The sequence below is a fragment of the Streptomyces sp. NPDC021356 genome (assembly GCF_040641015.1).
GTDB lineage: Bacteria > Actinomycetota > Actinomycetes > Streptomycetales > Streptomycetaceae > Streptomyces.
Window position 1 is genome coordinate 68,527 of record NZ_JBFACU010000004.1, and the last position, 24,766, is coordinate 93,292.

At 72.1% G+C, this 24,766-nt stretch carries 22 protein-coding genes and 3 pseudogenes; 16 read left to right on the plus strand and 9 right to left on the minus strand.

Features of this window, described 5'->3' with window-relative positions:
* Nucleotides 1-34: 34 nt before the first annotated feature.
* The 7 genes from tkt to AB0G56_RS06200 are packed head-to-tail and all read left to right on the plus strand — an operon-like array spanning nucleotide 35 to nucleotide 9,092.
* The gene (tkt, locus tag AB0G56_RS06170; protein WP_360964422.1) at nucleotides 35-2,110 is read left to right on the plus strand and encodes a transketolase; all 2,076 of its coding nucleotides are present in this window, start codon (nucleotides 35-37) and stop codon (nucleotides 2,108-2,110) included.
* Nucleotides 2,111-2,129: 19 nt separating this feature from the next.
* Nucleotides 2,130-3,299, plus strand: coding sequence for a transaldolase (gene tal / locus AB0G56_RS06175; protein WP_360964424.1), 1,170 nt, complete (start codon nucleotides 2,130-2,132; stop codon nucleotides 3,297-3,299).
* On the plus strand, nucleotides 3,296-4,990 hold the full coding sequence (zwf, locus tag AB0G56_RS06180; RefSeq protein ID WP_360964427.1) for a glucose-6-phosphate dehydrogenase: 1,695 nt from the start codon (nucleotides 3,296-3,298) through the stop codon (nucleotides 4,988-4,990). Before tal ends, zwf begins: the two co-directional genes overlap by 4 nt.
* Nucleotides 4,987-5,913: a glucose-6-phosphate dehydrogenase assembly protein OpcA gene (opcA, locus tag AB0G56_RS06185; RefSeq protein ID WP_360964431.1), complete on the plus strand. Its 927-nt coding sequence runs from the start codon at nucleotides 4,987-4,989 to the stop codon at nucleotides 5,911-5,913. Before zwf ends, opcA begins: the two co-directional genes overlap by 4 nt.
* A 1-nt stretch (nucleotide 5,914) precedes the next feature.
* Nucleotides 5,915-7,597: a glucose-6-phosphate isomerase gene (pgi, locus tag AB0G56_RS06190; RefSeq protein WP_360964434.1), complete on the plus strand. Its 1,683-nt coding sequence runs from the start codon at nucleotides 5,915-5,917 to the stop codon at nucleotides 7,595-7,597.
* A gap of 1 nt (nucleotide 7,598) precedes the next feature.
* The gene (gene gnd / locus AB0G56_RS06195) at nucleotides 7,599-8,492 is read left to right on the plus strand and encodes a phosphogluconate dehydrogenase (NAD(+)-dependent, decarboxylating) (protein ID WP_360964437.1); all 894 of its coding nucleotides are present in this window, start codon (nucleotides 7,599-7,601) and stop codon (nucleotides 8,490-8,492) included.
* A gap of 6 nt (nucleotides 8,493-8,498) precedes the next feature.
* On the plus strand, nucleotides 8,499-9,092 hold the full coding sequence (locus AB0G56_RS06200; RefSeq protein WP_360964440.1) for a histidine phosphatase family protein: 594 nt from the start codon (nucleotides 8,499-8,501) through the stop codon (nucleotides 9,090-9,092).
* A 9-nt stretch (nucleotides 9,093-9,101) separates the two neighbouring features.
* On the opposite strand, the gene AB0G56_RS06205 is transcribed toward AB0G56_RS06200, so the two are convergent.
* Nucleotides 9,102-9,713, minus strand: a complete 612-nt coding sequence (locus tag AB0G56_RS06205; protein ID WP_360964443.1) for a helix-turn-helix domain-containing protein — start codon at nucleotides 9,711-9,713, stop codon at nucleotides 9,102-9,104.
* A gap of 25 nt (nucleotides 9,714-9,738) precedes the next feature.
* Between AB0G56_RS06205 and AB0G56_RS06210 the strand changes: the two are divergent.
* A pseudogene (locus AB0G56_RS06210) lies at nucleotides 9,739-10,188 on the plus strand (NAD-binding protein); the annotation flags it as partial.
* Between the two features lie 45 nt (nucleotides 10,189-10,233).
* Here the strand turns inward: AB0G56_RS06210 and AB0G56_RS06215 are convergent.
* Nucleotides 10,234-10,728 carry a TIGR03618 family F420-dependent PPOX class oxidoreductase gene (locus AB0G56_RS06215; RefSeq protein ID WP_360964446.1) on the minus strand — a complete coding sequence of 165 codons (495 nt, stop codon included), beginning with the start codon at nucleotides 10,726-10,728 and terminating at the stop codon, nucleotides 10,234-10,236.
* A 300-nt stretch (nucleotides 10,729-11,028) separates the two neighbouring features.
* Here AB0G56_RS06215 and AB0G56_RS06220 point away from each other — a divergent pair, with 300 nt between their 5' ends.
* Complete coding sequence (locus AB0G56_RS06220; protein ID WP_360964449.1) at nucleotides 11,029-11,847, plus strand: SAM-dependent methyltransferase; 819 nt, start codon at nucleotides 11,029-11,031, stop codon at nucleotides 11,845-11,847.
* A gap of 87 nt (nucleotides 11,848-11,934) precedes the next feature.
* Here the strand turns inward: AB0G56_RS06220 and AB0G56_RS06225 are convergent, their stop codons facing one another.
* Nucleotides 11,935-12,174: a DUF397 domain-containing protein gene (locus tag AB0G56_RS06225; protein WP_360965191.1), complete on the minus strand. Its 240-nt coding sequence runs from the start codon at nucleotides 12,172-12,174 to the stop codon at nucleotides 11,935-11,937.
* Between the two features lie 17 nt (nucleotides 12,175-12,191).
* Nucleotides 12,192-12,732, minus strand: a pseudogene (locus AB0G56_RS06230) (helix-turn-helix domain-containing protein).
* Between the two features lie 120 nt (nucleotides 12,733-12,852).
* Between AB0G56_RS06230 and AB0G56_RS06235 the strand changes: the two are divergent.
* The gene (locus AB0G56_RS06235; protein ID WP_360964452.1) at nucleotides 12,853-13,308 is read left to right on the plus strand and encodes an ATP-binding protein; all 456 of its coding nucleotides are present in this window, start codon (nucleotides 12,853-12,855) and stop codon (nucleotides 13,306-13,308) included.
* A 54-nt stretch (nucleotides 13,309-13,362) separates the two neighbouring features.
* Here the strand turns inward: AB0G56_RS06235 and AB0G56_RS06240 are convergent, their stop codons facing one another.
* The 3 genes from AB0G56_RS06240 to AB0G56_RS06250 all read right to left on the minus strand — a co-directional run bounded on the left by AB0G56_RS06240 (nucleotide 13,363) and on the right by AB0G56_RS06250 (nucleotide 17,589).
* A complete protein-coding gene (locus AB0G56_RS06240) occupies nucleotides 13,363-14,448 on the minus strand; it encodes an alpha/beta hydrolase family protein (protein ID WP_360964455.1) in 1,086 nt (361 codons plus the stop codon).
* Between the two features lie 80 nt (nucleotides 14,449-14,528).
* Complete coding sequence (locus tag AB0G56_RS06245) at nucleotides 14,529-16,154, minus strand: phosphodiester glycosidase family protein (RefSeq protein WP_360964457.1); 1,626 nt, start codon at nucleotides 16,152-16,154, stop codon at nucleotides 14,529-14,531.
* A gap of 280 nt (nucleotides 16,155-16,434) precedes the next feature.
* Nucleotides 16,435-17,589, minus strand: a complete 1,155-nt coding sequence (locus AB0G56_RS06250; protein ID WP_360964460.1) for an alpha-lytic protease prodomain-containing protein — start codon at nucleotides 17,587-17,589, stop codon at nucleotides 16,435-16,437.
* A 413-nt stretch (nucleotides 17,590-18,002) separates the two neighbouring features.
* Between AB0G56_RS06250 and AB0G56_RS06255 the strand changes: the two genes are divergently transcribed.
* From AB0G56_RS06255 to AB0G56_RS06270, 4 genes are all read left to right on the plus strand, one after another.
* Nucleotides 18,003-18,827 carry an N-formylglutamate amidohydrolase gene (locus AB0G56_RS06255; RefSeq protein ID WP_360965194.1) on the plus strand — a complete coding sequence of 275 codons (825 nt, stop codon included), beginning with the start codon at nucleotides 18,003-18,005 and terminating at the stop codon, nucleotides 18,825-18,827.
* Between the two features lie 210 nt (nucleotides 18,828-19,037).
* The gene (locus tag AB0G56_RS06260; RefSeq protein WP_360964462.1) at nucleotides 19,038-19,889 is read left to right on the plus strand and encodes an NmrA/HSCARG family protein; all 852 of its coding nucleotides are present in this window, start codon (nucleotides 19,038-19,040) and stop codon (nucleotides 19,887-19,889) included.
* 231 nt (nucleotides 19,890-20,120) lie between these two features.
* The gene (locus AB0G56_RS06265) at nucleotides 20,121-20,669 is read left to right on the plus strand and encodes a SigE family RNA polymerase sigma factor (protein ID WP_360964464.1); all 549 of its coding nucleotides are present in this window, start codon (nucleotides 20,121-20,123) and stop codon (nucleotides 20,667-20,669) included.
* Nucleotides 20,666-21,604, plus strand: coding sequence for a hypothetical protein (locus AB0G56_RS06270; RefSeq protein ID WP_360964467.1), 939 nt, complete (start codon nucleotides 20,666-20,668; stop codon nucleotides 21,602-21,604). Before AB0G56_RS06265 ends, AB0G56_RS06270 begins: the two co-directional genes overlap by 4 nt.
* A gap of 36 nt (nucleotides 21,605-21,640) precedes the next feature.
* On the opposite strand, the gene AB0G56_RS06275 is transcribed toward AB0G56_RS06270, so the two are convergent.
* On the minus strand, nucleotides 21,641-23,056 hold the full coding sequence (locus AB0G56_RS06275) for a DUF6177 family protein (protein ID WP_360964470.1): 1,416 nt from the start codon (nucleotides 23,054-23,056) through the stop codon (nucleotides 21,641-21,643).
* A gap of 231 nt (nucleotides 23,057-23,287) precedes the next feature.
* Here AB0G56_RS06275 and AB0G56_RS06280 point away from each other — a divergent pair.
* A pseudogene (locus AB0G56_RS06280) lies at nucleotides 23,288-23,411 on the plus strand (XRE family transcriptional regulator); the annotation flags it as partial.
* Nucleotides 23,412-23,521: 110 nt separating this feature from the next.
* Nucleotides 23,522-24,016, plus strand: a complete 495-nt coding sequence (locus tag AB0G56_RS06285; RefSeq protein WP_360964473.1) for a hypothetical protein — start codon at nucleotides 23,522-23,524, stop codon at nucleotides 24,014-24,016.
* Between the two features lie 343 nt (nucleotides 24,017-24,359).
* Here AB0G56_RS06285 and AB0G56_RS06290 read toward each other — a convergent pair whose 3' ends face one another.
* The gene (locus AB0G56_RS06290; protein WP_360964476.1) at nucleotides 24,360-24,755 is read right to left on the minus strand and encodes a hypothetical protein; all 396 of its coding nucleotides are present in this window, start codon (nucleotides 24,753-24,755) and stop codon (nucleotides 24,360-24,362) included.
* Nucleotides 24,756-24,766 lie beyond the last annotated feature (11 nt).

Genomic DNA, 24,766 nt, shown 5'->3' on the forward strand with positions numbered 1-24,766 from the left:
CAGCAATCCAGCTTCTCCCGAGGACTTCTTGAAGATGAGCGAGCAGACGACCGTCCCCTTCGAGTGGACCGACCTCGACCGGCGCGCCGTGGACACCGCCCGCCTGCTGGCGGCCGACGCCGTGCAGAAGGTCGGCAACGGCCACCCCGGCACCGCGATGGCCCTGGCCCCGGCCGCGTACACGATCTTTCAGAAGCTGATGCGGCACGACCCGTCGGACCCGGAGTGGACCGGCCGGGACCGCTTCGTCCTCTCCCCCGGCCACACCTCGCTGACCCTGTACACGCAGCTCTTCCTCGCCGGGTACGAGCTGGAACTGGACGACCTGAAGGCGTTCCGCACCTACGGTTCGAAGACGCCCGGTCACCCTGAGTACGGCCACACGGCCGGTGTGGAGACCACCACCGGGCCGCTCGGGCAGGGCGCGGCGATGGCGGTCGGCATGGCGATGGCCGCCCGCTACGAGCGCGGCCTGTTCGACCCGGACGCGCCCGAGGGCACCTCGCCCTTCGACCACACCGTCTGGGCGATCGTCTCCGACGGCGACCTGGAGGAGGGCGTCTCCGCGGAGGCCTCCTCCCTGGCCGGCCACCAGAAGCTCGGCAACCTGGTCTTCCTCTACGACGACAACCACATCTCCATCGAGGGCGACACCGCCACCGCCTTCTCCGAGGACGTGCTGAAGCGCTACGAGGCCTACGGCTGGCACACCCAGCGCATCGAGCCGGACGAGAACGGCGACATCGACGTCCACGCCCTGCACGCGGCGCTGACCGCCGCCAGGGCCGAGACGTCCCGCCCCTCGATCGTGGCGATGCGCACGATCATCGCCTGGCCCGCCCCGAACGCGCGGAACACCGAGGCATCGCACGGCTCGGCGCTCGGCGCGGACGAGGTCGCCGCCACCAAGCGCCTCCTCGGCTTCGACCCGGAGCGGTCCTTCCAGGTGGACGAGGCCGTCCTCGCGCACACCCGGCGGGCCCTGGACCGGGGCGCCGAGGCGCACGCCGCCTGGGACAAGCGGCTCGACAAGTGGCGCGGCGCCCAGCCCGAGCGGGCACAGCTGCTCGACCGGATCGTGGCCGGGAAGCTGCCCGAGGGCTGGCAGGACGCGCTGCCGGTGTTCGAGGAGGGCAAGTCGCTGGCCACCCGCGCGGCCTCCGGGAAGGTGCTCCAGGCGCTCGGCGAGGTGCTGCCCGAGCTGTGGGGCGGCTCCGCCGACCTGGCCGGCTCGAACAACACCACCATCGACAAGACGTCCTCGTTCCTGCCCGCGGGCAACCCGCTGCCGGGCGCCGACCCCTACGGCCGCACAGTCCACTTCGGCATCCGCGAGTTCTCCATGGCCGCGGAGATGAACGGCATCGCCCTGCACGGCAACACCCGCATCTACGGCGGCACCTTCCTGGTGTTCTCCGACTACATGCGCAACGCGGTGCGCCTGTCCGCGCTGATGCAGCTGCCGGTGACGTACGTGTGGACGCACGACTCCGTCGGCCTGGGCGAGGACGGCCCCACCCACCAGCCCGTCGAGCACCTCGCCTCGCTGCGCGCCATCCCGGGCCTGAACGTCGTCCGCCCCGCCGACGCCAACGAGACCGCGACCGCCTGGGCGGAGATCCTGCGGCGGCACGCCACCCACCCGGCGCCGCACGGCCTCGTGCTCACCCGCCAGGGCGTGCCGACGTACGCGCCGGATGCGGACGCGGCCAAGGGCGGCTATGTCCTGAAGGAGGCCTCCACCGGCACCCCTGACGTGGTCCTCATCGCCACCGGCTCCGAGGTGCAGCTCGCCGTGGCCGCCCGCGAGACGCTGGAGGGAGAGGGGATCGCCACCCGTGTGGTGTCGATGCCGTCCGTGGAGTGGTTCGAGGAGCAGCCCCGCGAGTACCGCGAGCGGGTGCTGCCGCCGTCGGTGCGGGCGCGGGTCGCCGTGGAGGCCGGCATCAATCTGACGTGGTACCGCTTCACAGGTGACGCAGGACGCATCGTCTCGCTGGAGCACTTCGGTGCCTCCGCCGACGCCGCCACCCTGTTCGCCGAGTACGGCTTCACCCCCGAGAACGTCGCCGCCGCGGCCCGCGCATCGCTGGCCGCCGCGCGCGCATGATCCGAACGCAACAAGGAAGATGATCACTGTGACCGAAGCAACCGCGACCGCCGGAGCGCTGAAGCGCCTGTCCGAGCAGGGCGTGTCGATCTGGCTGGACGACCTCTCGCGCAAGCGGATCACCTCGGGCAACCTGGCCGGCCTGGTGGCGACCGGGCATGTCGTGGGCGTCACCACGAACCCGTCGATCTTCCAGGCCGCCATCGGCTCCGGCGAGGGCTACGAGGAGCAGCTGACCGACCTGGCGGTGCGCGGCGTCGCGGTCGACGAGGCCGTGCGCATGATGACGACCGCCGACGTGCGGGACGCCGCCGACGTGCTGCGCGGGGTGTACGACGCGACCGGCGGCCGGGACGGCCGGGTCTCCATCGAGGTCGACCCGCGCCTGGCCCACGACACGACGGCGACGGTCGCCGAGGCCCGGCAGCTGGCCTGGCTGGTGGACCGCCCCAACGTGATGGTCAAGATTCCCGCCACCCGTGCGGGCCTGCCGGCGATCACGGAGGTCGTCGGAGCGGGTATCAGTGTCAATGTGACGCTGATCTTCTCCCTGGAGCGCTACCGCGAGGTGATGGACGCCTACCTCGCCGGTCTGGAGAAGGCGCGTGCAGCGGGCCTGGACCTGTCGGTGATCCACTCCGTCGCCTCCTTCTTCGTCTCCCGGGTGGACTCCGAGATCGACAAGCGGCTGACCGTGCTGGGCACCGAGGAGGCCCTGGCGCTGAAGGGCCGGGCGGCGCTGGCGAACGCCCGGCTGGCGTACGAGGCGTACGAGCAGGTGTTCGGTTCCGCGGACGGTTCGACCCGGCCGGGCGAGCGTTTCGCCGCGCTCGCGGGCGCGGGCGCGAACGCGCAGCGTCCCCTGTGGGCGTCGACCGGGGTGAAGGATCCGGCCTACAAGGACACCCTGTACGTGGACGAGCTGGTCGCGCCCGGCACGGTGAACACCATGCCGGAGGGCACGCTGAACGCCACCGCCGACCACGGCCTGATCACCGGTGACACGGTGACCGGCGGCTACGAGCCGGCCCGCGCGGACCTGGCGGCCGTCGAGCGGCTGGGGATCTCCTACGACGAGGTCGTCCAGCAGCTCGAGGACGAGGGTGTCGCCAAGTTCGAGACGGCCTGGCAGGACCTGCTGGACGCGGTCACGAAGTCCTTGAACAGCAAGGGAGCTGACGCGGAATGAGCAAGAAGCCCGCCGAGCCGGCGGCGAGCCCGTCGCCGGACGCCGGGGCCGGGGAGCCGAGCCCCAAGGCCATGCAGTCCACCGCGCCGGCCCCCGCGGCCACGGCGCCGGAGACCCCCGCACCCGATGCGGCGCCCGCGGGCGTACGCGTCCCCGTCGTCCCGGCCGCCGACTGGGTGAACCCGCTGCGCGACCCCCGGGACCGCCGGCTGCCCAGGATCGCGGGCCCGTCCGGGCTCGTCATCTTCGGCGTCACCGGCGACCTGTCCCGCAAGAAGCTGATGCCGGCCGTCTACGACCTGGCCAACCGCGGCCTGCTGCCGCCGGGCTTCTCGCTGGTCGGCTTCGCCCGGCGCGACTGGGAGAACCAGGACTTCGCGCAGGTGGTGCACGACGCCGTCAAGGAGCACGCGCGCACCCCCTTCCGCGAGGAGGTCTGGCAGCAGCTCGCCGAGGGCATGCGGTTCATCCCCGGTGACTTCGACGACGACACGGCGTTCAAGCAGCTGCGCGGTGCGGTGGAGGAGCTGGACGCCTCCCGGGGCACCGGCGGCAACTTCGCCTTCTACCTGTCCGTACCGCCGAAGTTCTTCCCCAAGGTCGTGCAGCAGCTGAAGAAGCACGGTCTGGCGGAGGGAGGGCAGGGGTCCTGGCGGCGCGCGGTCATCGAGAAGCCGTTCGGCCGCGACCTGGCCAGCGCCCGCGAGCTGAACCGGATCGTGCACGAGGTCTTCGACCCGGAGCAGGTCTTCCGCATCGACCACTACCTGGGCAAGGAGACCGTCCAGAACATCCTGGCGCTGCGCTTCGCCAACCAGATGTACGAGCCGATCTGGAACCGGTCCTACGTCGACCACGTGCAGATCACCATGGCCGAGGACATCGGCATCGGCGGCCGGGCCGGCTACTACGACGGCATCGGCGCCGCCCGTGACGTCATCCAGAACCACCTGCTCCAGCTGATGGCGCTCACGGCGATGGAGGAACCCATCGCCTTCGACGCGGAGGCGCTGCTCACCGAGAAGCTGAAGGTGCTCAAGTCGGTGCGGCTGCCCGAGGACCTGGGCGCCCACACGGTGCGCGCCCAGTACGCGCAGGGCTGGCAGGGCGGCGCGAAGGTGCCCGGCTACCTCCAGGAGGAGGGCATCGACCCGCAGTCGAAGACCGACACGTACGCGGCGGTCAAGCTGGGGATCGACAACCGGCGCTGGGCGGGCGTCCCCTTCTACCTGCGCACCGGCAAGCGGCTGGGCCGCCGGGTCACCGAGATCGCGGTGGTCTTCAAGCGGGCCCCGCACTCCCCGTTCGACTCCACGGCCACCGAGGAGCTGGGCGAGAACGCGATCGTGATCCGCGTCCAGCCGGACGAGGGCATGACGGTCCGGTTCGGCTCGAAGGTGCCGGGCACCTCCATGGAGATCCGGGACGTGACGATGGACTTCGCCTACGGCGAGTCCTTCACGGAGTCCAGCCCGGAGGCGTACGAACGCCTCATCCTGGACGTGCTGCTCGGTGACGCGAACCTGTTCCCCCGTCACCAGGAAGTGGAAGAGTCCTGGAAGATCCTCGACCCGATCGAGGGCTACTGGGACGAGCACGGCAGGCCCGCCCAGTACCCGTCGGGCACCTGGGGCCCGCGGGAAGCCGACGAGATGCTCGCACGAGACGGACGGAGCTGGCGCAGGCCATGAAGATCGACCTGACCGACACCACGGCAAGCAAGATCAACAAGGCGTTGGTGCAGGGCCGCCGTGCCATCGGCACCCCGGCCGTGGGCATGGTCCTGACGATGGTGATCGTCGCGGACGAGGAGAACGCCTACGACTCGATCAAGGCGGCCGAGGACGCCTCGCGCGAGCACCCCTCGCGCACCCTGGTCGTGATCAAGCGGCACGCGCGCACCCTGCGCGACCGCACCCACTCGCGCCTCGACGCGGAGGTCCGGGTCGGCTCGGAGGCCGGCACCGGCGAGACCGTGGTGCTGCGCACCTACGGCGACGTCTCCGACCACGCCGACTCGGTGGTCCTGCCGCTGCTGCTGCCGGACGCGCCGGTGGTGGTGTGGTGGCCGGTGGAGGCGCCGGACAACCCCTCCGCGGACCCACTGGGCGCGCTGGCCCAGCGCCGGATCACCGACCTGTACGCCTTCGAGAAGCCGCTTGAGGTCCTGACGACCCGGGCGCGTCACTACGCCCCCGGCGACACCGACCTCGCCTGGACCCGGCTCACGCTGTGGCGTTCGATGCTCGCCGCGGCCCTGGACCAGGCCCGGGTGCGGGTGACCTCGGCGGCCGTGGAGGCCGAGGCGGAGAACCCGAGCGCGGAGCTGCTGGCCCGCTGGCTGGAGGCCCGGCTCGGCGTCACGGTGGACCGGATGGGCAGCGAAGGCCCGTTCGTGACGGCCGTACGCCTGGGCACCGCCGACGGCGAGATCGTCATCGACCGGCCCGAGGGCCCGCTGGCCACGCTGAGCCTGCCCGGCCAGCCCTCGCGCACCCTCGCCCTCAAGGTCCGTCCCACCTCCGAACTCATCGCCGAGGAGCTGCGCCGCCTCGACGCCGACGAGATGTACGCCGTGGCCCTGCGGGGCGACGGGATCAAGGAGACCGTCTGACATGTCCGACACCACCGAGCTGACCCGGCGTCCCGAGTGGACCGCCCTGGAGGACCACCGCGCCTCGTGGCAGCCGCACCTGCGGGAGCTGTTCGCCGAGGACCCCTCCCGCGCCGAGCGCTACACCGTGCGCGTCGGTGATCTGCGCCTCGACTACTCCAAGCACCTGGTCACCGACGAGACGCTGCGGCTGCTGCGCGAACTGGCCGCGGCGACGGACGTGTTCGGGCTGCGCGACGCCATGTTCCGCGGCGAGAAGATCAACGTCACCGAGAAGCGTGCCGTGCTGCACACCGCGCTGCGCGCCCCGCGGGACGCGGTGATCGAGGTCGACGGCGAGAACGTCGTGCCGAAGGTGCACGCGGTCCTGGACAAGATGGCCGCCTTCGCCGAGCGGGTCCGCTCCGGCGAGTGGACCGGCCACACCGGCAAGCGCATCCGCAACATCGTCAACATCGGCATCGGCGGCTCGGACCTGGGCCCGGCGATGGCGTACGAGGTGCTGCGGGCGTACACCGACCGCGACCTGACGGTCCGGTTCGTCTCCAACGTCGACGGCGCCGACCTGCACGAGGCGACCCGCGACCTGGACCCGGCCGAGACGCTGTTCATCGTGGCGTCCAAGACGTTCACGACGATCGAGACGATCACCAACGCCACCTCGGCGCGCGACTGGCTGCTCCGGGGACTGGGCGACGGGGGCACCTCCCGCTCGAGCGAAGCCGAGAGTGGGGGAGACAAGGCGGTCGCCAAGCACTTCGTGGCGCTGTCGACGAACACGGAGAAGGTCACCGGGTTCGGCATCGACGCCGACAACATGTTCGAGTTCTGGGACTGGGTCGGCGGCCGGTACTCGTACGACTCGGCGATCGGCCTGTCCCTGATGATCGCGATCGGCCCGGACCGCTTCCGCGAGATGCTGGACGGCTTCCGCATCGTCGACGACCACTTCCGCAACGCGCCGGCCGAGTCCAACGCCCCGCTCATCCTGGGCCTGCTGGGCATCTGGTACGGCAACTTCTTCGACGCGCAGACCCACGCGGTCCTGCCGTACTCGCACTACCTGTCGAAGTTCACCGCCTACCTCCAGCAGCTGGACATGGAGTCCAACGGCAAGTCGGTCCAGCGCGACGGCGAGCCGGTCGAGTGGCAGACCGGCCCGGTGGTCTGGGGCACCCCCGGCACCAACGGTCAGCACGCCTACTACCAGCTCATCCACCAGGGCACCAAGCTCATCCCGGCCGACCTGATCGGCTTCGCCAACCCGGTGGCCGAGCTGAGCGGTGAACTCAAGGCCCAGCACGACCTGCTCATGGCCAACCTGTTCGCCCAGGGCCAGGCGCTGGCCTTCGGCAAGACCGCCGACGAGGTGCGCGCCGAGGGGGTGCCCGAGGAGCAGGTCCCGCACCGCACCTTCCACGGCAACCACCCGACCACGACCGTCCTGGCCGCCGAGCTGACCCCGTCGGTCCTCGGCCAGCTCATCGCCCTCTACGAGCACAAGGTGTTCGTCCAGGGTGCCGTGTGGAACATCGACTCCTTCGACCAGTGGGGCGTGGAACTCGGCAAGGTGCTGGCCAAGCGCGTCGAGCCCGCGCTCACCGAGGGCGCCGACGTGCCCGGCCTCGACCCCTCCACCGCCGCCCTCGTGGCCGCCTACCGCGAACTGAAGGAAGTGAACTGACATGGCAGCGACGCAGTTGGGCCTGATCGGTCTCGGCAAGATGGGCGGCAACATGCGGGAACGCCTCCGCAACGCCGGCCTCACGGTCATCGGGTACGACCGCAACCCCGAGGTCTCCGACGTCCCCAGCATGGTCGACCTCGTCGACCGGCTCGACGGGCCGCGCGCGATCTGGGTGATGGTCCCGGCCGGCGGTGCCACGCAGCACGTCATCGACCAGCTGGCGACCCTGCTCAAGCCCGGCGACCTCGTCATCGACGGCGGCAACTCCCGCTGGACGGACGACGAGAAGCACGCCAAGCAACTGCACGCGCGGGGCATCGGCTTCGTCGACGCGGGCGTCTCCGGCGGTGTGTGGGGCCTCAAGAACGGCTACGCGCTCATGGTCGGCGGCGACAAGGAGCACGTCGACCGCCTGAAGCCGGTCTTCGACGCGCTCAAGCCGGAGGGCCCCTACGGCTACGTGCACGCGGGCAAGGTCGGCGCGGGCCACTTCGCGAAGATGGTCCACAACGGCATCGAGTACGCGATGATGCAGGCCTACGCCGAGGGCTGGGAGCTGCTGGAGAAGGTCGACTCGGTGGACAACGTCCGCGAGGTCTTCCGCTCCTGGCAGGAGGGCACCGTCATCCGCTCCTGGCTGCTCGACCTCGCGGTCAACGCGCTGGACGAGGACGAGCACCTGGAGAAGCTGCGCGGCTACGCGGAGGACTCCGGCGAGGGCCGGTGGACCGTCGAGGCGGCCATCGACAACGCCGTGCCGCTGCCCGCGATCACGGCCTCGCTGTTCGCGCGGTTCGCCTCCCGCCAGGAGGACCCGCCGCAGATGAAGATGATCGCCGCACTGCGCAACCAGTTCGGCGGCCACGCCGTCGAGTCGGCGAAGAAGGACTGAGCCGCCGTGGGGGACCTTCTTCTGGTCCGCCACGGTGAGACGGAGTGGAGCGTGTCGGGACAGCACACCAGCCGTACCGACCTGCCCCTCACCCAGCACGGCGAGGAACAGGCCAAGTTGCTCGCTCCACTCCTCACCGGCGGAACCTACGCACGCGTGCTCACCAGCCCGCTCGGCCGGGCGGTGCGCACCGCGGAACTCGCGGGTCTGACCGGGACGGAGGTGGACGCCGACCTGCACGAGTGGGACTACGGCGGCTACGAGGGCGTGACCACCGTCGAGATACACCGCACCCGCCCTGGGTGGGACCTGTGGACCGACGGGGTGGCGCCACGCGCCGACGGCACGCCCGGCGAGTCCCCCGAGGAGGTCGGCCGGCGCGCCGACCGGGTGCTCGACCGGGTCGCTCCGGCGCTCGCCCGGGACGACGGTGACGTGGTCCTGGTCGCGCACGGCCACTTCCTGCGGGTCCTCACGGCCCGCAGGCTGGGCCTGCCGCCCGCCGAGGGCCGTCTGTTCCAGCTCGCGACCGGCACGGTCAGCCGGCTCTCGACGGAGCACGACCGCCCGGTGATCGCGGAGTGGAACACCAGGCCGTAGGCCAGTGGCTCAGAAAGGCGCCCGGCCGGGGTTTCCCGGCCGGGCGTTCCGCGTGGGCGGCCGGTGGTCCGGGGCGACGGCCGCGTCCAGGAGCGGGCCCAGCTCGCGGGCCACCGTCGTCAGCGGCCCCACTCCCCCCTCGGCCCGCGCCATGATGACGGCCCCCTCCAGCGAGCTGATCATCAGCGTGGCCAGGGACGGGGCCCGTCCGGCGGGCACACCCAGCTCCGTCAGGGCCCCGGCCACCGGCTCCCGCCACCGGGCGAACGCGGCGGCGGCGGCCAGGCGGGCCGTGTCGGCGGCGGCGCAGTCCACGGTCGCCGCGGCGACCGGACAGCCGCCCACGGCACCGGCCGTCTCGTACTCGTGCGTCCACTGCCCCACCATCGCGGCGAACAGGGCGCTCGGCTTCGGCTCGGCCAGCCCCGCCAGGAACCGGGCGACCCGCCGGCCGGCGTACCTCCCGGCCCACGTCACCGCCTCGTTGACCAGTTGCTCCTTGCCGCCCGGGAAGTAGTGCTGGAGCGATCCGCGGGGCGCGTCCGCGTGGGCGGCCACGTCCCGCATGCCCGTCGCCCCGACGCCGTCGCGCCGGATGAGCTGGGCTGCGCTGAAGACCATCCGCTCGCGCGGCCCGTACCGGGACTCCGTGCGGACCGTGCGGCCCCTGCTCGCTCCCCTGTGCCGGGAGACCTTCCTGTGCGGCCCCGCCCCGAACGCGCTGCTCATGAAGCGGGCGGTGAACCTCTTCCTCATCACGCAGGTCACCGGGCTCACGGAGGCGTTCCACTTCGCCGCGCGGCAGGGGCTCGACCGGCGGCTGTTCCTGGAGGTGCTGGGCGCCGGCCCGATGGCCAGCGCCGTCTCGCTGACGAAGGCGCCCAAGCTGCTGGCCGGGGACCTCGCCGTACAGGCGGCAGCTCTCGACGTGCTGAAGAACAACCGGCTGATCGCCCAGGCCGCCCGGACGGCGGACGTCGCCTCACCGCTGCTCGACGTGTGCCACGCCCTGTTCGAGGAGACGGTCGCGCTGGGCCACGGCGACGAGGACATGGTGGCCGTCCTGCGGGCCTTGGAGGCCCGCACCGGGGCCTGAGGACGCGCAGCGGGGCCTGCCCACACCGGAGCCTGAGGGCCCGGGTCAGCCCAGCTCGGGCGCCCGCGGAATCCCGTACACCCGCTCGACGCGCAGGCGCAGCACCAGACGGCGGTCACGCACCATCGTGGCGCGGAAGTCGTCCCAGTCGGGATGCTCGCCCAGGACGGCGCGGTACAGGCGGATCAGCTCCTCGACCGTGTCGTCGTAGGGGCCCGCGGCGACGGGCGTCAGCTCGGCAGTGCCGTCGGCGACCGTGTAGGCGCGGCGGTCGGCGCTGGTGACGTGGTACGAGGCCCGCGGGTCACGGCGCAGGTTGCGGGTCTTGGCTCGGCCGTCGGTGACCGAGACGCGCAGGACGCGTTCGTCCGGGTCGTAGGCGTGGCTGACGTTCGACAACTGCGGCCGGCCGTCGCGCCGGAGGGTGACCAGCACGCCCGCGTGCCCTTCGGCGAGCAGGGCGAGCAGGGCGGCATCCGGTGCGGGGGCGGGTGCCGCACCCCGAGGCTCCTCCCGGGCGTTCCCGGATTCCTGAGTCATACCCGGGTCAACCGGCGCGGGGCGGCCTTCCATTCCCGGGGCGAGCGGTGGTCACCCGTCCGCAGTCGCGGTACCCGGCGCCGGGCATCACCGCTCGGGCGCCCTCCACGTCACCGGAGGTCGCGGACCTGGTGGTGTAGTCATGCACCTGTACACCTGTTGCATCGAGGGACAAGTCGCACGCAGGGGTACGGGCACTTCCCCGGGGCCTTCGGCGGCATGTCAAGATGATGTCCTGACAGTCACTCACCACGGCGCACACGGTGGCGGGGTGCGAGCCCAGGACGGAGCCAGGCAGCGATGACCTCCCCCAGCAGCGGCGACAGCCGCGCCCTCGCGTACGAGATGGACACCAGCAAGCCCCACCCGGCCCGCATGTACGACTACTTCCTCGGCGGCAAGGACAACTACGAGGTCGACCAGGAGGCCGCCGAGCGGTTCATGAAGGCGGCCCCGGAGGTGCGGGCGGGGGTCCTCGCCAACCGGCGCTTCATGCACCGCGCCGTGCGGCACGTCGTCGCCGAGGGCGGCGTCCGGCAGATCCTCGACATCGGCACGGGCCTGCCCACCGAACCGAACGTGCACCAGATCGCCCGCTCCATCGCCCCTGAGACCCGCATCGCCTACGTCGACAACGACCCGATCGTCAGCACCCACTCGATGGCCCTGCTGGACGGCACGGGAACCTCCGTGGTCCTGGGCGACCTGCGCGACCCCCGCGCCGTCCTGGACCACCCCGACGTGCGCCGGGTGATCGACTTCGGCGAACCGGTGGCGCTGCTCCTGGTGGCCGTCGTGCACTTCCTCGCCGACGCGGACGACCCCGAGGGCGTCATGGCCACCCTGCGCGACGCGCTGCCCACCGGCTCGTACCTCGTCCTGTCGCACGCCACGGGCGACGTCCACGAGGACCGGCGCGCGGACGCGGCCGCCGTCTACCGGCGCGCCACCGCCTCCCTGAACCTCCGCCCGCACGCCGGGGTGCTGGACTTCTTCGGCGACTTCACCCTGGTCGAGCCGGGCCTGGTGAAGGTCACGGACTGGCGCCCGGACGAGGCCCCCGAGGCCGGGGCGGCGCCGATCGGCATCTACGGCGGAGTCGGCCGCAAGGACGGCTGAGCCCGCGGGAGGTCACCGCGACCGCCGGAGGGGGACAACACGGGACCCGGTGTGAGTGCACACCGGGTCCCGAGGATGTCCGCGGGCTCAGCGTCCAGCGGCCATTCGCACGAAATCGGCCCAGGCATCGCCCCCGAAGGCCAGCTTGGCTTCTGCGGGACGCTTTGAGTCACGGACGCACACGGCTCCGCTCGTCTCGGCGACCTCGATGCACTCGCCGCCCTCCGCACCGCTGTAGCTGCTCTTGACCCGAGCAGCCTCGACGCACTCCCCACCCTCGCCGCTGCTGTAACTGCTCTTGAACCACGCTGACTCGGGAATCGTCAGCTCACTCACCCGGTGCGTCATTTCTCTCCCAGGAATCCCTCGACGAAGGCCAGCGACTCGCGCGGAGTCAGGGCCTGAGCCCGCAGGATGCCGTACTGCTCCTCAGCATCCCGCACCTCTGCGCACTCGGTGTGGAGGCGACTGACCCGCTGCACCTCCGCGTATGCCATCCTCTGTCTGCAACAACCCAGGAACGGCCAGAGCACCGTACACGTGGAGGGTGATCGCCTCCGCCTCCAGCCGGGCCATGTCCCTGAAGAACGCCGGATACTGGGCCTTGGCCACCTCCTCCTTGAGCGCCAGCAGGACTCCCCCCGCCCCCAGCACCTCATCCGCCTTCTCGATGAACCGCGGCTGCGGAATCCGCCTCCCCTGCTCGATCGACGCCACCGTCTCCGCCGAGTACCCCAACCGGCTGCCGAACTCCGCGCGGTCGACGCCCGCCCGCATCCGCAACAGCTTCAGCTGCCGACCGAACGCGGTCACGACCCCGGTCCCCGGCTCGTCCTCCGGGCGCCGCTTCGGCTGTTGCCCGGACTCTTCTTCCCGTACGGTCACCACTCGCGCCTCTCCCCACGACGTACCGTCACGTACACGGCCCGCGGCCCCACGGACGAAGAACCCGCGTCAGCGCGTCACCACTGGTCACGCTATGCCACAAGGCGACACGGTGAGTGCATGACCGCAACACAATCACCCCTCACGGTGCACCGGTTCGCGATGCGCTTCAGCTCGACCCCGCGCGGTGCCCGCCTGGCCAGGCGGCTGTGCGGGCACCGGCTCGACGCGTGGGGCCTCCCCTACGGCACGGCCGCTCACGACGTCATCACGCTCGTCGCGGCGGAGCTGTGCGCCAACGCCGTCCGCCACGGACACGTGTCCGGCCGCGACTTCCACGTCCTCCTCACCGCGTCCGCGGCCACCTGCACCGTACGGATCGAGGTCACCGGCACCCGCCGGGAGCGCCTGCCGCACCGCGCCGCCGCTCCCGTGCCGGGGGACGAGCCGCGTGACAGCGGGCGCGGACTAATCCTCGTCGACGCCCTGGCCGACCGGTGGGGCTGGACGCCCCGCGCCGACGGGGGCCCCGGCAAGACCGTCTGGGCACAGTGCACCGCGCCGCACCTGAGGTGAGGCGAGCACCGGCCCGGACAGGCCGCCTCAGGCCGGCTCCGCGCGGGGACCGGTTCAGGCCGCGATCCGCAGCGCGCCCAGCAGCATCGGCAAGGACGCGTGCAACTCCCGTTGCCAGTAGGCCCAGCCGTGGGTTCCCGGGCCGTAGAAGTGGGTGGTCACGTGCCGGGCGCCCACGCGTTCGAGTTCGGCGGCCAGGGCATGGTTCTGCCGGTTGAAGTCGGCCTCCAGGGCGCTGGTACTGCCCGGCGGGGCCAAGGGGCCCGTGGTGCCGTCGCCGCAGGACAGGTAGACGGGGATCGACCTGAGACGCTCGGCCAGGTGGAAGGGGTCGTGGGCCTGCCAGACGCGGCGCTGTGCGACGGGGTCGCCCCAGACACGTAGGGGATCGTCGCCCTGGCCGGCGAAGAACCCCATGATGCGGTCGACCGACTCGTCGTTCAGCAGCGGATGGGCCGAGCCGGAGTAGGCGGCGGTCGCCCTGAACATGCCGGGATGCCGGGCGGCGTAGAGCAGGGCGCCCTGGCCGCCCATCGACAGGCCGGCCACGACGCGGTCGCTGCCCGCGCCCCAGTCGTGCTCCAGGAGGTGGCGCAACTCCACGGTGTGGAAGGTCTCCCAGGCCGGGTCGCCACCCCGGCCGTGGTTCCACCAGTCGCTGTACCAGCCGTTCCAGCCCGCTTCCGGCATGACGACGAGGACACGGCGCAGGCTGTCGATCCGTGCCACGTCGGTCATGGCGGTCCACGAGGTGTAGTCCCCGCAGCAGCCGTGCAGGAGCCAGAGGGTCGGCCAGTGCCGGCGTCGGTCGGCGGGGTTCCAGCCGTCGGGGGTGAGGAGGCGGACCTTGACCGTCCGGCCGCCCAGAGCCGCCGAGCGCACCGACAGGTCGATCTGCCGGTCCGCGACCGGCGTGACCGCCACGACCTGGGCGCCGCGCGGGTGCGGGTCGCGGGATGTGCCGGCGGCCCCACCCCCGGCGGGCGCCGCCGCACCTCCCGCGGGAAGTGCGGCGGCGGACGCCGGGGCCGTCGGCGCGAGGGCGAACAGAGCGAGCAGGACGGCGGAGAGGACCCCCAGGACACCCGGTCGGAGGCGGGACAGGACCCGGACGGCTGTCGTCGTCACGGTGGTGGGCACGGCGGCTCCCTGCGGTGGGGTTCGTCGCTGCATGAACGGTTCTTCGGATGCTTCGAACACGTCGGGCGCCTCGGGCGAGGTCAGTGCCTGCTCGGCAGGATCAACAGGGCGTCGCCCACCGGGCGTTCGCCGGTGGCGTCGGACGGTGCGTTGAGGACCTTGCCGTCGGCCACCATGGTGGTCGAGCCGCCGCCGTCGAGGTTGACCGCGTCGCGCAGCCCGAGCGCCTTGGCGACCTCGGCGCCCTCGGCGATGCTGAGGCCGAGCGCGGCGGTACTGCGTCCGTCGGCGGTGACGAGCACCGTACGCCCGGCGGCGTCCACCCCGGCCAGGGTGCGCGGATTGCGCTTGTGCACCCAGCCGTAGTACCAGCTCGGGTCGCCCGGGTGCACCATGCCGTCGGTGGCCGGGGTGACGTGGATCCTGCCGTCGCGCAGCAGTTCGGGACCCGCGTTCACGATGTCGGTCCTGGGCGAGGGCGAGACCCGGTGCCCCTGCCGGTCGCGCAGGGTCGTCGTGACACTCAGGTGGCCCCCCGCACGGACGAGGCCGGTCAGCTCGGCGACGCGACGGCCGGTCGCCTGGACCGAGCTGCCGCCGGACGGGAGCGGCCCGCCGCGCGGCGAACGCAGCTCGACGACCCGGTGATGGGCGTCCAGTACGGCCTCCAGACCCGGGCCCTGCGGCGTACTGCTCCCGAAGTCGGTCGTGAAGGCCACGAGTTCGTCGGGATCGGTGCAGGTGACGTCGTGCAGCGGCGCGGAGGTCGGGAGGTCGCCCGGGTTGCCGCCGCAGTTCCTGATCAGGCCCGGCACCCGGTTGATGCCGCTCAGCCCCAGCGAGGTGCCCCGGCCCGTGACCCGGCCCTGCCACGTGAGCCGGGCGATCTCCGTCCCCCGCCCGTCGTCGTGCACCACCAGGCTGGGGCGCCCGCTCACCGGTTCGCTCAGCAGGCGCCCGTCGTACACGCCCACGCCCGCCGGGTCCCCGGGTGCGCCCGCGGCCGGGTCCAGGACGAAGAAGCCCGCGTTGACCGCCGCTGTCGCGCCCGCCGCCTGCGACAGCCGGCTGGTGGTCTCGCGGCTCTCCAGGTCCGGCCCGTACGACGCCTCGAGGCCGCCGTGGAACCGGTGCGGGTCGATGGTGAGCACGTCGACGTGCCAGGGCCCCCTGGCCGAGGAGTCGCCGTCCCAGCCGGTGTACACGGCGGATCCCGTGTACCCGGCCGACCGCAGCCGGGTCCGTTCGGCCGTCGCCGCGGACTGCGAGCCGAACGATCCGACGCGCACCCGCCACCCGAGGGTGCCTCCCGCGTAGTCGGCCGCCTTCGGCGTGACCACCTCCTCCGCGCGGGCCTGGAAGCCGTGCTGTTGCAGGCGTGCGGCCAGCTCCTTGGCGCTGGCCTCGTCCTTGAGGACGGCCGGCGGGGCGTCCGGGTCGGGCGAGGTGGCACCGCCGGGGATGGACACCTCGACCGTCCAGCCGAGCGCCGGGGCGTCCTCGCCGCGCACGATGCGGGTGAGGGTGACGCCCGGTTGCAGGGTCGTCGTGGTACGGGTCTCGGTCAGGCCGGCGGGGCCGAGGGGCAGCACGTGCCCGCTCTGCCGGGGGCCCGGAGGCGCGGCCGACGACGCCTGCGCCGGCAGTGCGCCGAACGTGACGAGGACGCCGAGCACGACACCCGCACCGCACACTCTCTTCTTCACTCTGCACCGCCTGTGGGAAGGGACGTCGAAGATGTGGCAGAAGTTCGTCGCAACGGCCCTTCCCCACGGCGGTCACGACCATGCGCGCCGCCGGACACCGGTCGGCCCAGGTGTCGGTCCGCAGCCACGGCTGGGCGCCGTGCCGTACCGGTCCGCGTACCGGCCCCCGTACCGACCGGGGCGGTACGGGGGTTCGCCGGTACGACAGGCACGGCACGACACGGCACGACACGGCGTCCCGCCGCTCTCGGCGGCCCCGCATGGTGCGGGTGGGCTCACCTCATGTCGTGTGCAGCGTCAGCCCGTACCGTCCCAGGATCTCGTTGACCGGCTGGTACCAGGTCTCGCCGCCCGAGCTGCAGTTGCCCCAGCCGCCCGAGGTGACACCCTGGGCCTGGTCACCGCTGATGAACGAGCCGCCGGAGTCGCCGGGTTCGGCGCAGACGTTGGTCTTCGTCATCTGGTGGACGGCGCCCTCGCTGTAGTTGACCGTCTCGTTCTTGGCGAGGACGGTGCCGCAGTGCCAGTGCGAGGTCGAGCCCGAGCGGCAGATCGAAGCGCCGATCGGGGCCTCGGCCGAGCCGCGGACCAGCTGGTCGGAGACGGTTCCCCAGCCGAGCACGACCGGCACGGTCCACCAGCCGCTGCCCACGCTGACCCAGGCGTAGTCGTTGTCGGGGAAGGACGAGCCCTGGAAGGTGCCGACGTAGGAGTGGTCCCAGCCGCTGACGCCCATGCCGGGCCGGCCGCAGTGCCCGGCCGTGACGAAGCCGCCGTACACGGAGAAGCCGATGGAGCAGCGGACGTTGCCCGTGTAGTACGGGTCGCCGCCGACGGTTCCGGCGGCCAGGGTGCGCGGGGCCTGCCGGGTCTCCTCCACGGTCACCGGGCCGGCGGCGCGGGCGCGGGTCAGGAACTGTCTGACACCGTTGTCGTCCTTGTGGGCGGAGACCACCGTGACGGTGACCGAGCCGGCGCGCGGGTCCACGTGCCAGCCGCTGATGCCCTTCGGGGCGTGCAGGGCGTCCAACTTGGCTTTGGCCGCGTCCAGTTGGCGTTCCGTGTGGCTCGCGCGGACGACCTGGGCCCCGGTGGCCTCCACCGCCGAGCGGTGCGTGTCGTCGGTGAGGGCTACCACCAGCGCCTCGCGCTTCGGGTCGAACCACGAGCCGCCGTACGTCCCCGCGGCGGCCTTGCGGGCGGCCTGTTCGACCGTGCGCGCCGAGGCCTCCGCGGCGAGGCGGGCGGACGCTTGGCGTTCCGTCAGGTGCAGGTCGTGCCTGAGGGCCGAGACGAGGGCCGCGGAGGCCGGGGCGTCGGGGGTGGCGCGGGAGGGGGTGGCGGCGGTCGCGCTGCCGCCGCTCAGGCCCGCGGCGGCGGTGGCGAGCAGGACCGCGCCGGTCAGGGCGGCGCGCAGAACTGTCGTGCGTCTCATGTGCGTTGCTGCCTTTCGTCGTTCCGGTCACCGAGGGACACGTCGTCCCGGTGACGGTGGGGGTGGAGCGGAAGGGCATGCGGAGTGAGAGCGCTCTCAAAGGGGGTGCACGGAAGAGGGTAACCGGGGATACAGATCAGGTCCATGCCAAGTTCGAGGCCTCGTCGAGAACTTCTCGGCGTACGATCCGCGACGACCCAGCGCGCCGCGCCGCGCTCCGCAACGACACGCGACGCCGGCCACACGCCAGGTCACGCGCGCGATGAGGACACCGCAGATGAACGAACCGTCCCCCGCCTTCGAGCGCTCCTTCCCCGCCTTCGAGCGCTCGTCCCCCGTTTTCGAGCGCTCCTCCCCCCGTTTTCGAGCACGCGTCGCCCTCCGAGGAGCACTCGTCCCCCTCCTACGAGTGCCTGCCCGGCTCGCCGGACTCCCCCGTCGTCCTCCACGTCCCCCACTCCTCGCGGGCCGTCCCGGCCGACGTACGAGGCGGCATCACGCTGGACGACGACGCACTGGCCCGTGAACTGGACCACATCACCGACGCGCACACCGCGGACATCGCGGCGGCCGCCGCCGAGCGCTGCGCCGTCACGCCGTGGCGGTTCGTGAACCGGCTCTCGCGGCTGGTGGTCGATCCCGAGCGCTTCCCGGACGAGCGCGAGGAGATGCTGGCCGCAGGCATGGGTGCCGTGTACACGCGGACCACGCACCGGGAGGAACTGCGGCCGGCCGCGTTCGACGGACGCCCGCTCGTCGAACGGTACTTCCGGCCGTACGCCGCCGCGATGACCGACGCGGTCGGCGAACGGCTGGCGGCCGTGGGCCGGGCAGTGATCATCGACGTGCACTCCTACCCGACCGAACGGCTCCCCTACGAGCTGCACGGCGACGGACCGCGTCCCCCCGTCTGCCTGGGCCACGACGGCTTCCACACCTCCGCCGACCTGCTGGACCGGGCCGAGCGGGCCTTCGAAGGGGTCGCGGCGGTGTTCTCCGAGGCGTCCGCGGGGCGCGGTGGAACCGGAGTCAGGGGCGGCATCGGGATCAACAGCCCGTTCCAGGGCGCGTACGTACCGCTGAAGTACTACGGGGTCGACCGGCGGGTCGGCGCGTTGATGATCGAGATCCGGCGGGACGTCTACATGCGCGAGCCGGGCGGGCCGGCCGACGGCCCCGGGCTGCGGGCGCTCGCCGACGCGCTGGCGCGGCTCGTCGACGCCGTGAGTACGGTCTGAGACCGCCTGGGCCGCCGGAGGGGTACTGGTCGGCCCTTTCCCCCGGCCGGCCACGTGCACGGCCGGCGTCCTTGACTGTGCGTGCACGAGATCGAGTCCTTCAGCGCCCGTCTCGCGCGCGTCGGCTTCATGCACCGCCGTTCGTGACGGAAGGTTACCGCTGGGGCCGACTTCAGATGCGATGCCCCCGGTTGGGAAGGGAGTGCTTCCATGGTGGATGAGCCGATCCTGGTGCTCGCCGCGACGGGCGGACAAGGCGGGGCCGTGACCGACGCGCTGCTGAGCCGCGGGGCCCGGATCAGGGCGCTGGTGCGCGACCCCGGCCGGGAGTCCGCGCGGGAACTGGCCGGCCAGGGCGTCGACGTGGTGGCGGGCTCCCTGAGCGATCGCGAGTCGCTCGCCGCGGCGATGAGGGGGGTGGCCGGTGTCTTCGCGTTCACCACGCCGTTCGAGGCCGGTGTCGAGGCGGAGGTGGGTCAGGGGCGGGCGATCCTCTCCGCCGCCACGCGGGAACGGGTTCCGCATCTGGTGTTCAGCTCGGTCGCCGGGGCCGACCAGGACAGCGGGGTACCGCATTTCGAGAGCAAGGCGCGCATCGAGGCGGAACTGGCCGCGGGTGATGTCCCGTACACGATCCTCGGGCCGACCTACTTCTTCGACAACGCGCTCGGTGGAGCCCGGCGCGTCCTCGACGGCGTCCTCGACCTGCCGCTGCCGCCCGACCGGCCGTTGCAGCAGCTCGCCCGCCCCGACCTCGGCGCGTTCGCCGCGAAGGTGCTGCTCGGCCCTTCTCCGTACGTGGGGCAGCGCATCGAGCTGGCCGGCGACGCACCCACCCCCTCGCAGATGGCGGCCGCGCTCGGCGCCACGCTCGGACGGGAGGTCCGCCATGAGTACGTACCGCTTTCGGCCATCGACAACCCTGACATGCTTGCCATGTGGACGTTCCTGAACGGACCTGGCTATCGCGTCGACATCCCCGCCCTCCATGCGGCCCACCCGGAGATCCACTGGACCGGCTTCGCCGACTGGGCACACCGCACCTTGGCGAGCGCCCGCTGAACCGACGGCCTGGAAGCGGAGTTCCCGGACACCGTCTCGGGAACGGGGCGGTGCCCACGCACCGACACTCCGCTGACGGTTGTCGTCGGCCCCGCTCGCCTGACTGACCGACGAGGCATCGGATCCCGGGCGGATTCCGGACGGACGGACGGCTCCCGGGCGGATCCCGGGCGGATCCCGGGCAACCGAATCCGCCGGAACGGTGGTCTGGAGGGCGAGGGAGGGTGCTTGATGAAGGCCGAACAAGAGGCCCGGTTCCAGGAGTTCGTCAGAGCGCGGTGGTCCCATCTCGTCCGGACCGCGTATCTGCTCACTGGCGATGTGCACCACGCCGAAGACCTGACGCAGACGGCGCTGGCCAAGGCGTACCGCTCATGGCGGCATGTCTCGCACAGTGACAGCCCGGAGGCGTACGTGCGGCGGATCCTGGTCAACTGCAACAGCGACCGGTTCCGCAAGCGGCGGGTGAGGGAGGCACTCACCGCGGTGCCGCCGGAGGTGGCCGGGCGCGACGAGGCCGTCTCGTGGGCCGACGAGCGCAGTGCCCTGCTCGCGGCGCTGGCCGGACTGCCGCCGAAGCAGCGGGCGGTGATCGTCATGCGGTACTGGGAGGACCTGTCCGAGGCCGAGGTCGCCGAAGTACTCGGCTGCTCGCCCGGCACGGTCAAGAGCCAGGCGTCCAAGGCGCTGGTGAAGTTGCGTACGAATCCGGGACTTGCGCAGGTCGTGGACCGGCCTGCCCGCAGCCGAGCGTTGTCCGGGCAGGGAGGCAGCAAGTGAACGAGGGGCACGAGGAGCCGGGGACGGGAGCCGGCGGGGACTTCGAGGAGCAGCTGCGCGAGCTGCTCGCCGAGGACGCGCGCACGATCCGGCCCGCGCCGGTGCCGTTCCCGGCGATCCGCCGCCGGGGCACGATCGAGCGGCGGCGCCGGGTGGCGGCGGTCGGGGCGGCCCTGGTGACGCTGACGGCGCTGCCCGTGGGGGCGTACGCGCTGGCCGGCGGGGGTGCGGGCGGGAACACGGTGGCATCGGCACCTTCGGGCAGCGCCACGCCGCGGACCTCAGCGACGCCGTCCGCGGCGCCGGCGGGGCCCGCGCGGCCGGCCACAGAGGATCAGCTCCTCGACGGGATCACCTTCGGGCAGGCCGCCGACGGACTGGAGAAGTGCCTCGCATACGACCGGTCGCACACAGGTGGTCCGTCCGGCCTCCGCACGGACCTGGGCGCGGCCGAGGAGTACCGGATCATCCTGGCGATGAACAGCACCGGCGACTCCAACGCGCCCGGCAACGGCATGTACGTCGTCGCGGTGAAGGAGCGGCCGAAGGAGACCCGGCTGATCTGCACCATCAAGGACGGCAAGGCGAAGGGCCTCAACACCCGTGTGGGCTCCGACGACGTGCCGGGTGCCGGCCCGGTGACGGCCGACATCGACGGCGGCAGTCTCTACCAGCAGTCGGTCCTCGACCGCGGCAACTGGACGCTGCCGCTGCGATGGAGTGTGATCGGCACCGTCGAGCCGTCAGTGGCCCGGGTGACCGTCTCCTACGGCGGCGCCACCAGCCGGGCCGCCCTGGACCACGGCTGGTTCGTCGCCTCCGGCGTCCTGGACCGGCAGGTCACGTCGGCCCCGCACATCAGGGGGTATGACGCCGACGGCAAGCTGGTCTACGACTCCGACGAGGACAAGACCTACGACAAGCGGCTGCCGTAGCGCCACCCGGCCGGGGCGGCGTACAGCGGGCCTCTCCTACAGCGCGCCCCGCAAGTGCCTCATCAGCGTCTCGAAGACGGTCCAGCCCTCTGCCGACTCGCCGTCTCCCAGAGGGTAGTAGTAGCCCGGCCCGGCCGCGGCGCCGATCCGTACGGGGGCGGCGGGGAGCGGCGGGCGGGCGGCGGTGTCGATGCCCGCCTCGGCGACCTCGGCGGGGCCGAGTGCGAAGCCGAACGGGACGGGTGGCCGTTCGAAGCGCGGCGGCACGGTGAGGTCCGCGCGGGCCTCGCGCAGCTGCGCAAGCAGGGTGTGCAGGCCGTGCCGCGCGGTGAGTTCGGCGGCCAGGTCCGCGACGGCCGACACCGGCGGCTTTTCTCCGTCGCGGAAGCCGACGGCGAGGGTGACGTCCTCCTCGACTCCGTCCGGCGTGCGCAGCACGCGCAGGGTGGCGAGGGCGGGGCGGTCGGCCGAGCCGACGACGACGGTCCAGGTCGGCTGGGGCGCGCGCTCGTACGCCAGATCGGTGAGACGGCGCCGGGACCACGGCAGGTTGGCCGGTTCGGCGGTGCCCCAGCCGGTGGGGTGTTCGCCGGCAAGGGCCTGCCAGGCGGCCTCCAGCGCGCCCCCGAGGACCAGGTGGGCGTCGGGCTCGTGGACGGCGCGGAAGCTGAGGAGGAGCTGGCGCTCACCGGTGGGGGTGACGTCCGCGAAGGCGGGGGCGACCGGTGTCTCGCCGTCGGCGTCCTTGGCGGCCGCGAAGGCGCCGTCCTGCCAGCGCAGGACGGCGCCGGTGCGGCCGTCGTAGTAACCGCAGTCGGGGTCTTGGACGACCCAGCGCGTGGGCGGGCCGGTGAGCGCCGTCCCGGTCGGGAGGGAGAGCCGGCAGTGGCGCGGGGTGACGATCTGGAGGGCACGTTCGCTCTCCAGGGTGGCGCGCAGGGCCTGGGAGAGCCAGCTGGACATGGCGATGACGGGCCGGTCCTGGAGGACCACGGCGACCTTGTCGGTGAGCACGTCGACGGCGGGCTGTGCGGCGGCGGGGGCGGGGACTGCCGTGATCTGGGAGGTGTCGACGGGGCGAGCCGGGTCGTCGGCGCCGGGCGCGTCCGGCGGCCAGACGGTGCCGCCGAGCAGGGTCGCGAGGCGCGCGGCGAAGGCACCCGCGAGTTGTTCGGCCCCGGGCACGGCGGTGGAGGCACGGGCCTCGGTCCACCACTGCTGCTCGCCGTCGCCACCCGTGGCGCCGAGCAGCCGCTGCGCCTCCCCCGGCACGTGGAGCAGCAGCGGGGCCTCGATCGAGACCAGGGGGCGGCCCTCGGCGTCGCACAGCTGGATGACGGCTCCCTCGGCGGCGGACCGGACGTGCAGGTCGGGACCACCGGCGAGGAGACCGGCCAGGACGCTCCAGGCGTCCGGCATGCGGTCGGTCAGCGCGATCACGTCTTTGGTCATGTGGTGCCCCCGTGGTCCCCGTGGTCGGTCAATCGGTTCTTCGGCCAGTGCCGTCCGGATGAGCCTGGCCGCCTCGCCGTGGCGGAGGAGCGTGCCGAGGTCGGGTGGTGGGGTGGGGCACGCACAGACTCGCAGAGAGCCTAGCTCGCACCACCGACAGGCCCACGAGGCGGGGAAGGCGGGAGAACCGTCTCCATACCGCCCTCGCATCGGCCACCGGCAGCTCGTGAGAGCACCCTCTCGCGCCTGGGGCCCGGCTGGCACCGCCCCAGCCTGAAGCTCCCAGCTCCCCCTCGCTCAGCCTCACCAAGACCCCCTTGACGAGCTTGTCGGCGCCTTTGAGGTTGGCGACCCCGCGGCCAGTTCACACCCGAAGCATCACGACGGCGCGCGGTTGGCGTGTACGGGCACCGGGTGGAGTGGGTGGCCACCATCGCCTGACTGTGGAGACCGTAGGGTGACGCGGTGGGCAACACCTTCTACGGCGATGGCGACGGCCTCTACCTGAGCAATGGCGGCACGGCGACATTCATGGACGTCCTGATGCTGGCGGTGTCCGCTCTCGTGGAGGAGCCATGGGATTACCGCTTCGCAGCCCTTCTCGCGCTACAGGACCAGAACGTCGTGGGGCGGGGAGCGGTCGGCTTCGACCTGGAGGACATCGACTGGGGCGCGTCACCCGAAGAACAGGCGCGGAACAAGGACTTCGTCCTCCGCGTCATCGACCTGGCCCTGGACCGGCACCGCTGGGACGAGCTGGACTACGACCCGCCTTTCGTCGCGGACTACCTACGCGACTTCCGCACCATGGTGGCCGCGTACACCCTGGCTTCCCGCGACGAAAGGTCGCCCATGGCTTTCCCCGACCACGAGGAAGCCGCGACGGCCTCGTGCGCACGCCACCGTGTACTCAGTGCGCTGCCGCACTGGGAAGGGTGCGTGTTCTGCACGGCACAGTAGCGATGATGCCACCGCGCAGGGCGCGGACTCCGCGAAGCCGCGGCCCCGCCGCCTGGCCCGGTGGACGATCGTGACCGCGAAGCGGAACTTGCTCCCTTGCGTACTCGGTCCGGTAGGAGGCGACAGCTTCGGGGCACGAAAGCACGCAGGGGTCTCAAAAAGCGGGCAGGACGCCAATGCCCTGCCCAGCGGGGGTCACCCTGCGCGTGCTCCAGGAAGTGGTTTTCGACAGCCATACCTTGAGACCCCGCGACCGGTGAACAGCAGTGCCCCGGAGTCGGTCCTGGGCATAGTAGCTCGTGCGGTGCAGAGCCACAGTAGGCGGGAACCGCGGCGACCGGACTTACTTCCGCTTGCCGGACCGGAGAGCCTGCAGCTCGTCAGTAAGGGCCATGAGACGCTCCTGCTCGACGGAAGGAACTATGTAGCCCAGAGACTCGGCCTTGACCCGGAAATCATCCGGGAGCACGACATGGTGCCTGGAAACGTAGAACCAGAGATCACCGCGCCAGACCCACTCCCCGTCTGTGAACAACGACCCACCGCCCATGATGTCTTCGCCCGACCCGAGCACGTCGTCGACGACCCCCATGGAGGCGAAGAGCATATGCCCACTACGGAGGTAAGAGGCGATTTCTCTCTCGTTCGGCTGCGGCGCAGCCGCCACGAACGAGCGGATACTGCTGGTGGCCTCCGGGCTTGACGGCCAAAGCTCGCTGTAGAAGCCGAGGACCTTCACCTTGACACTTC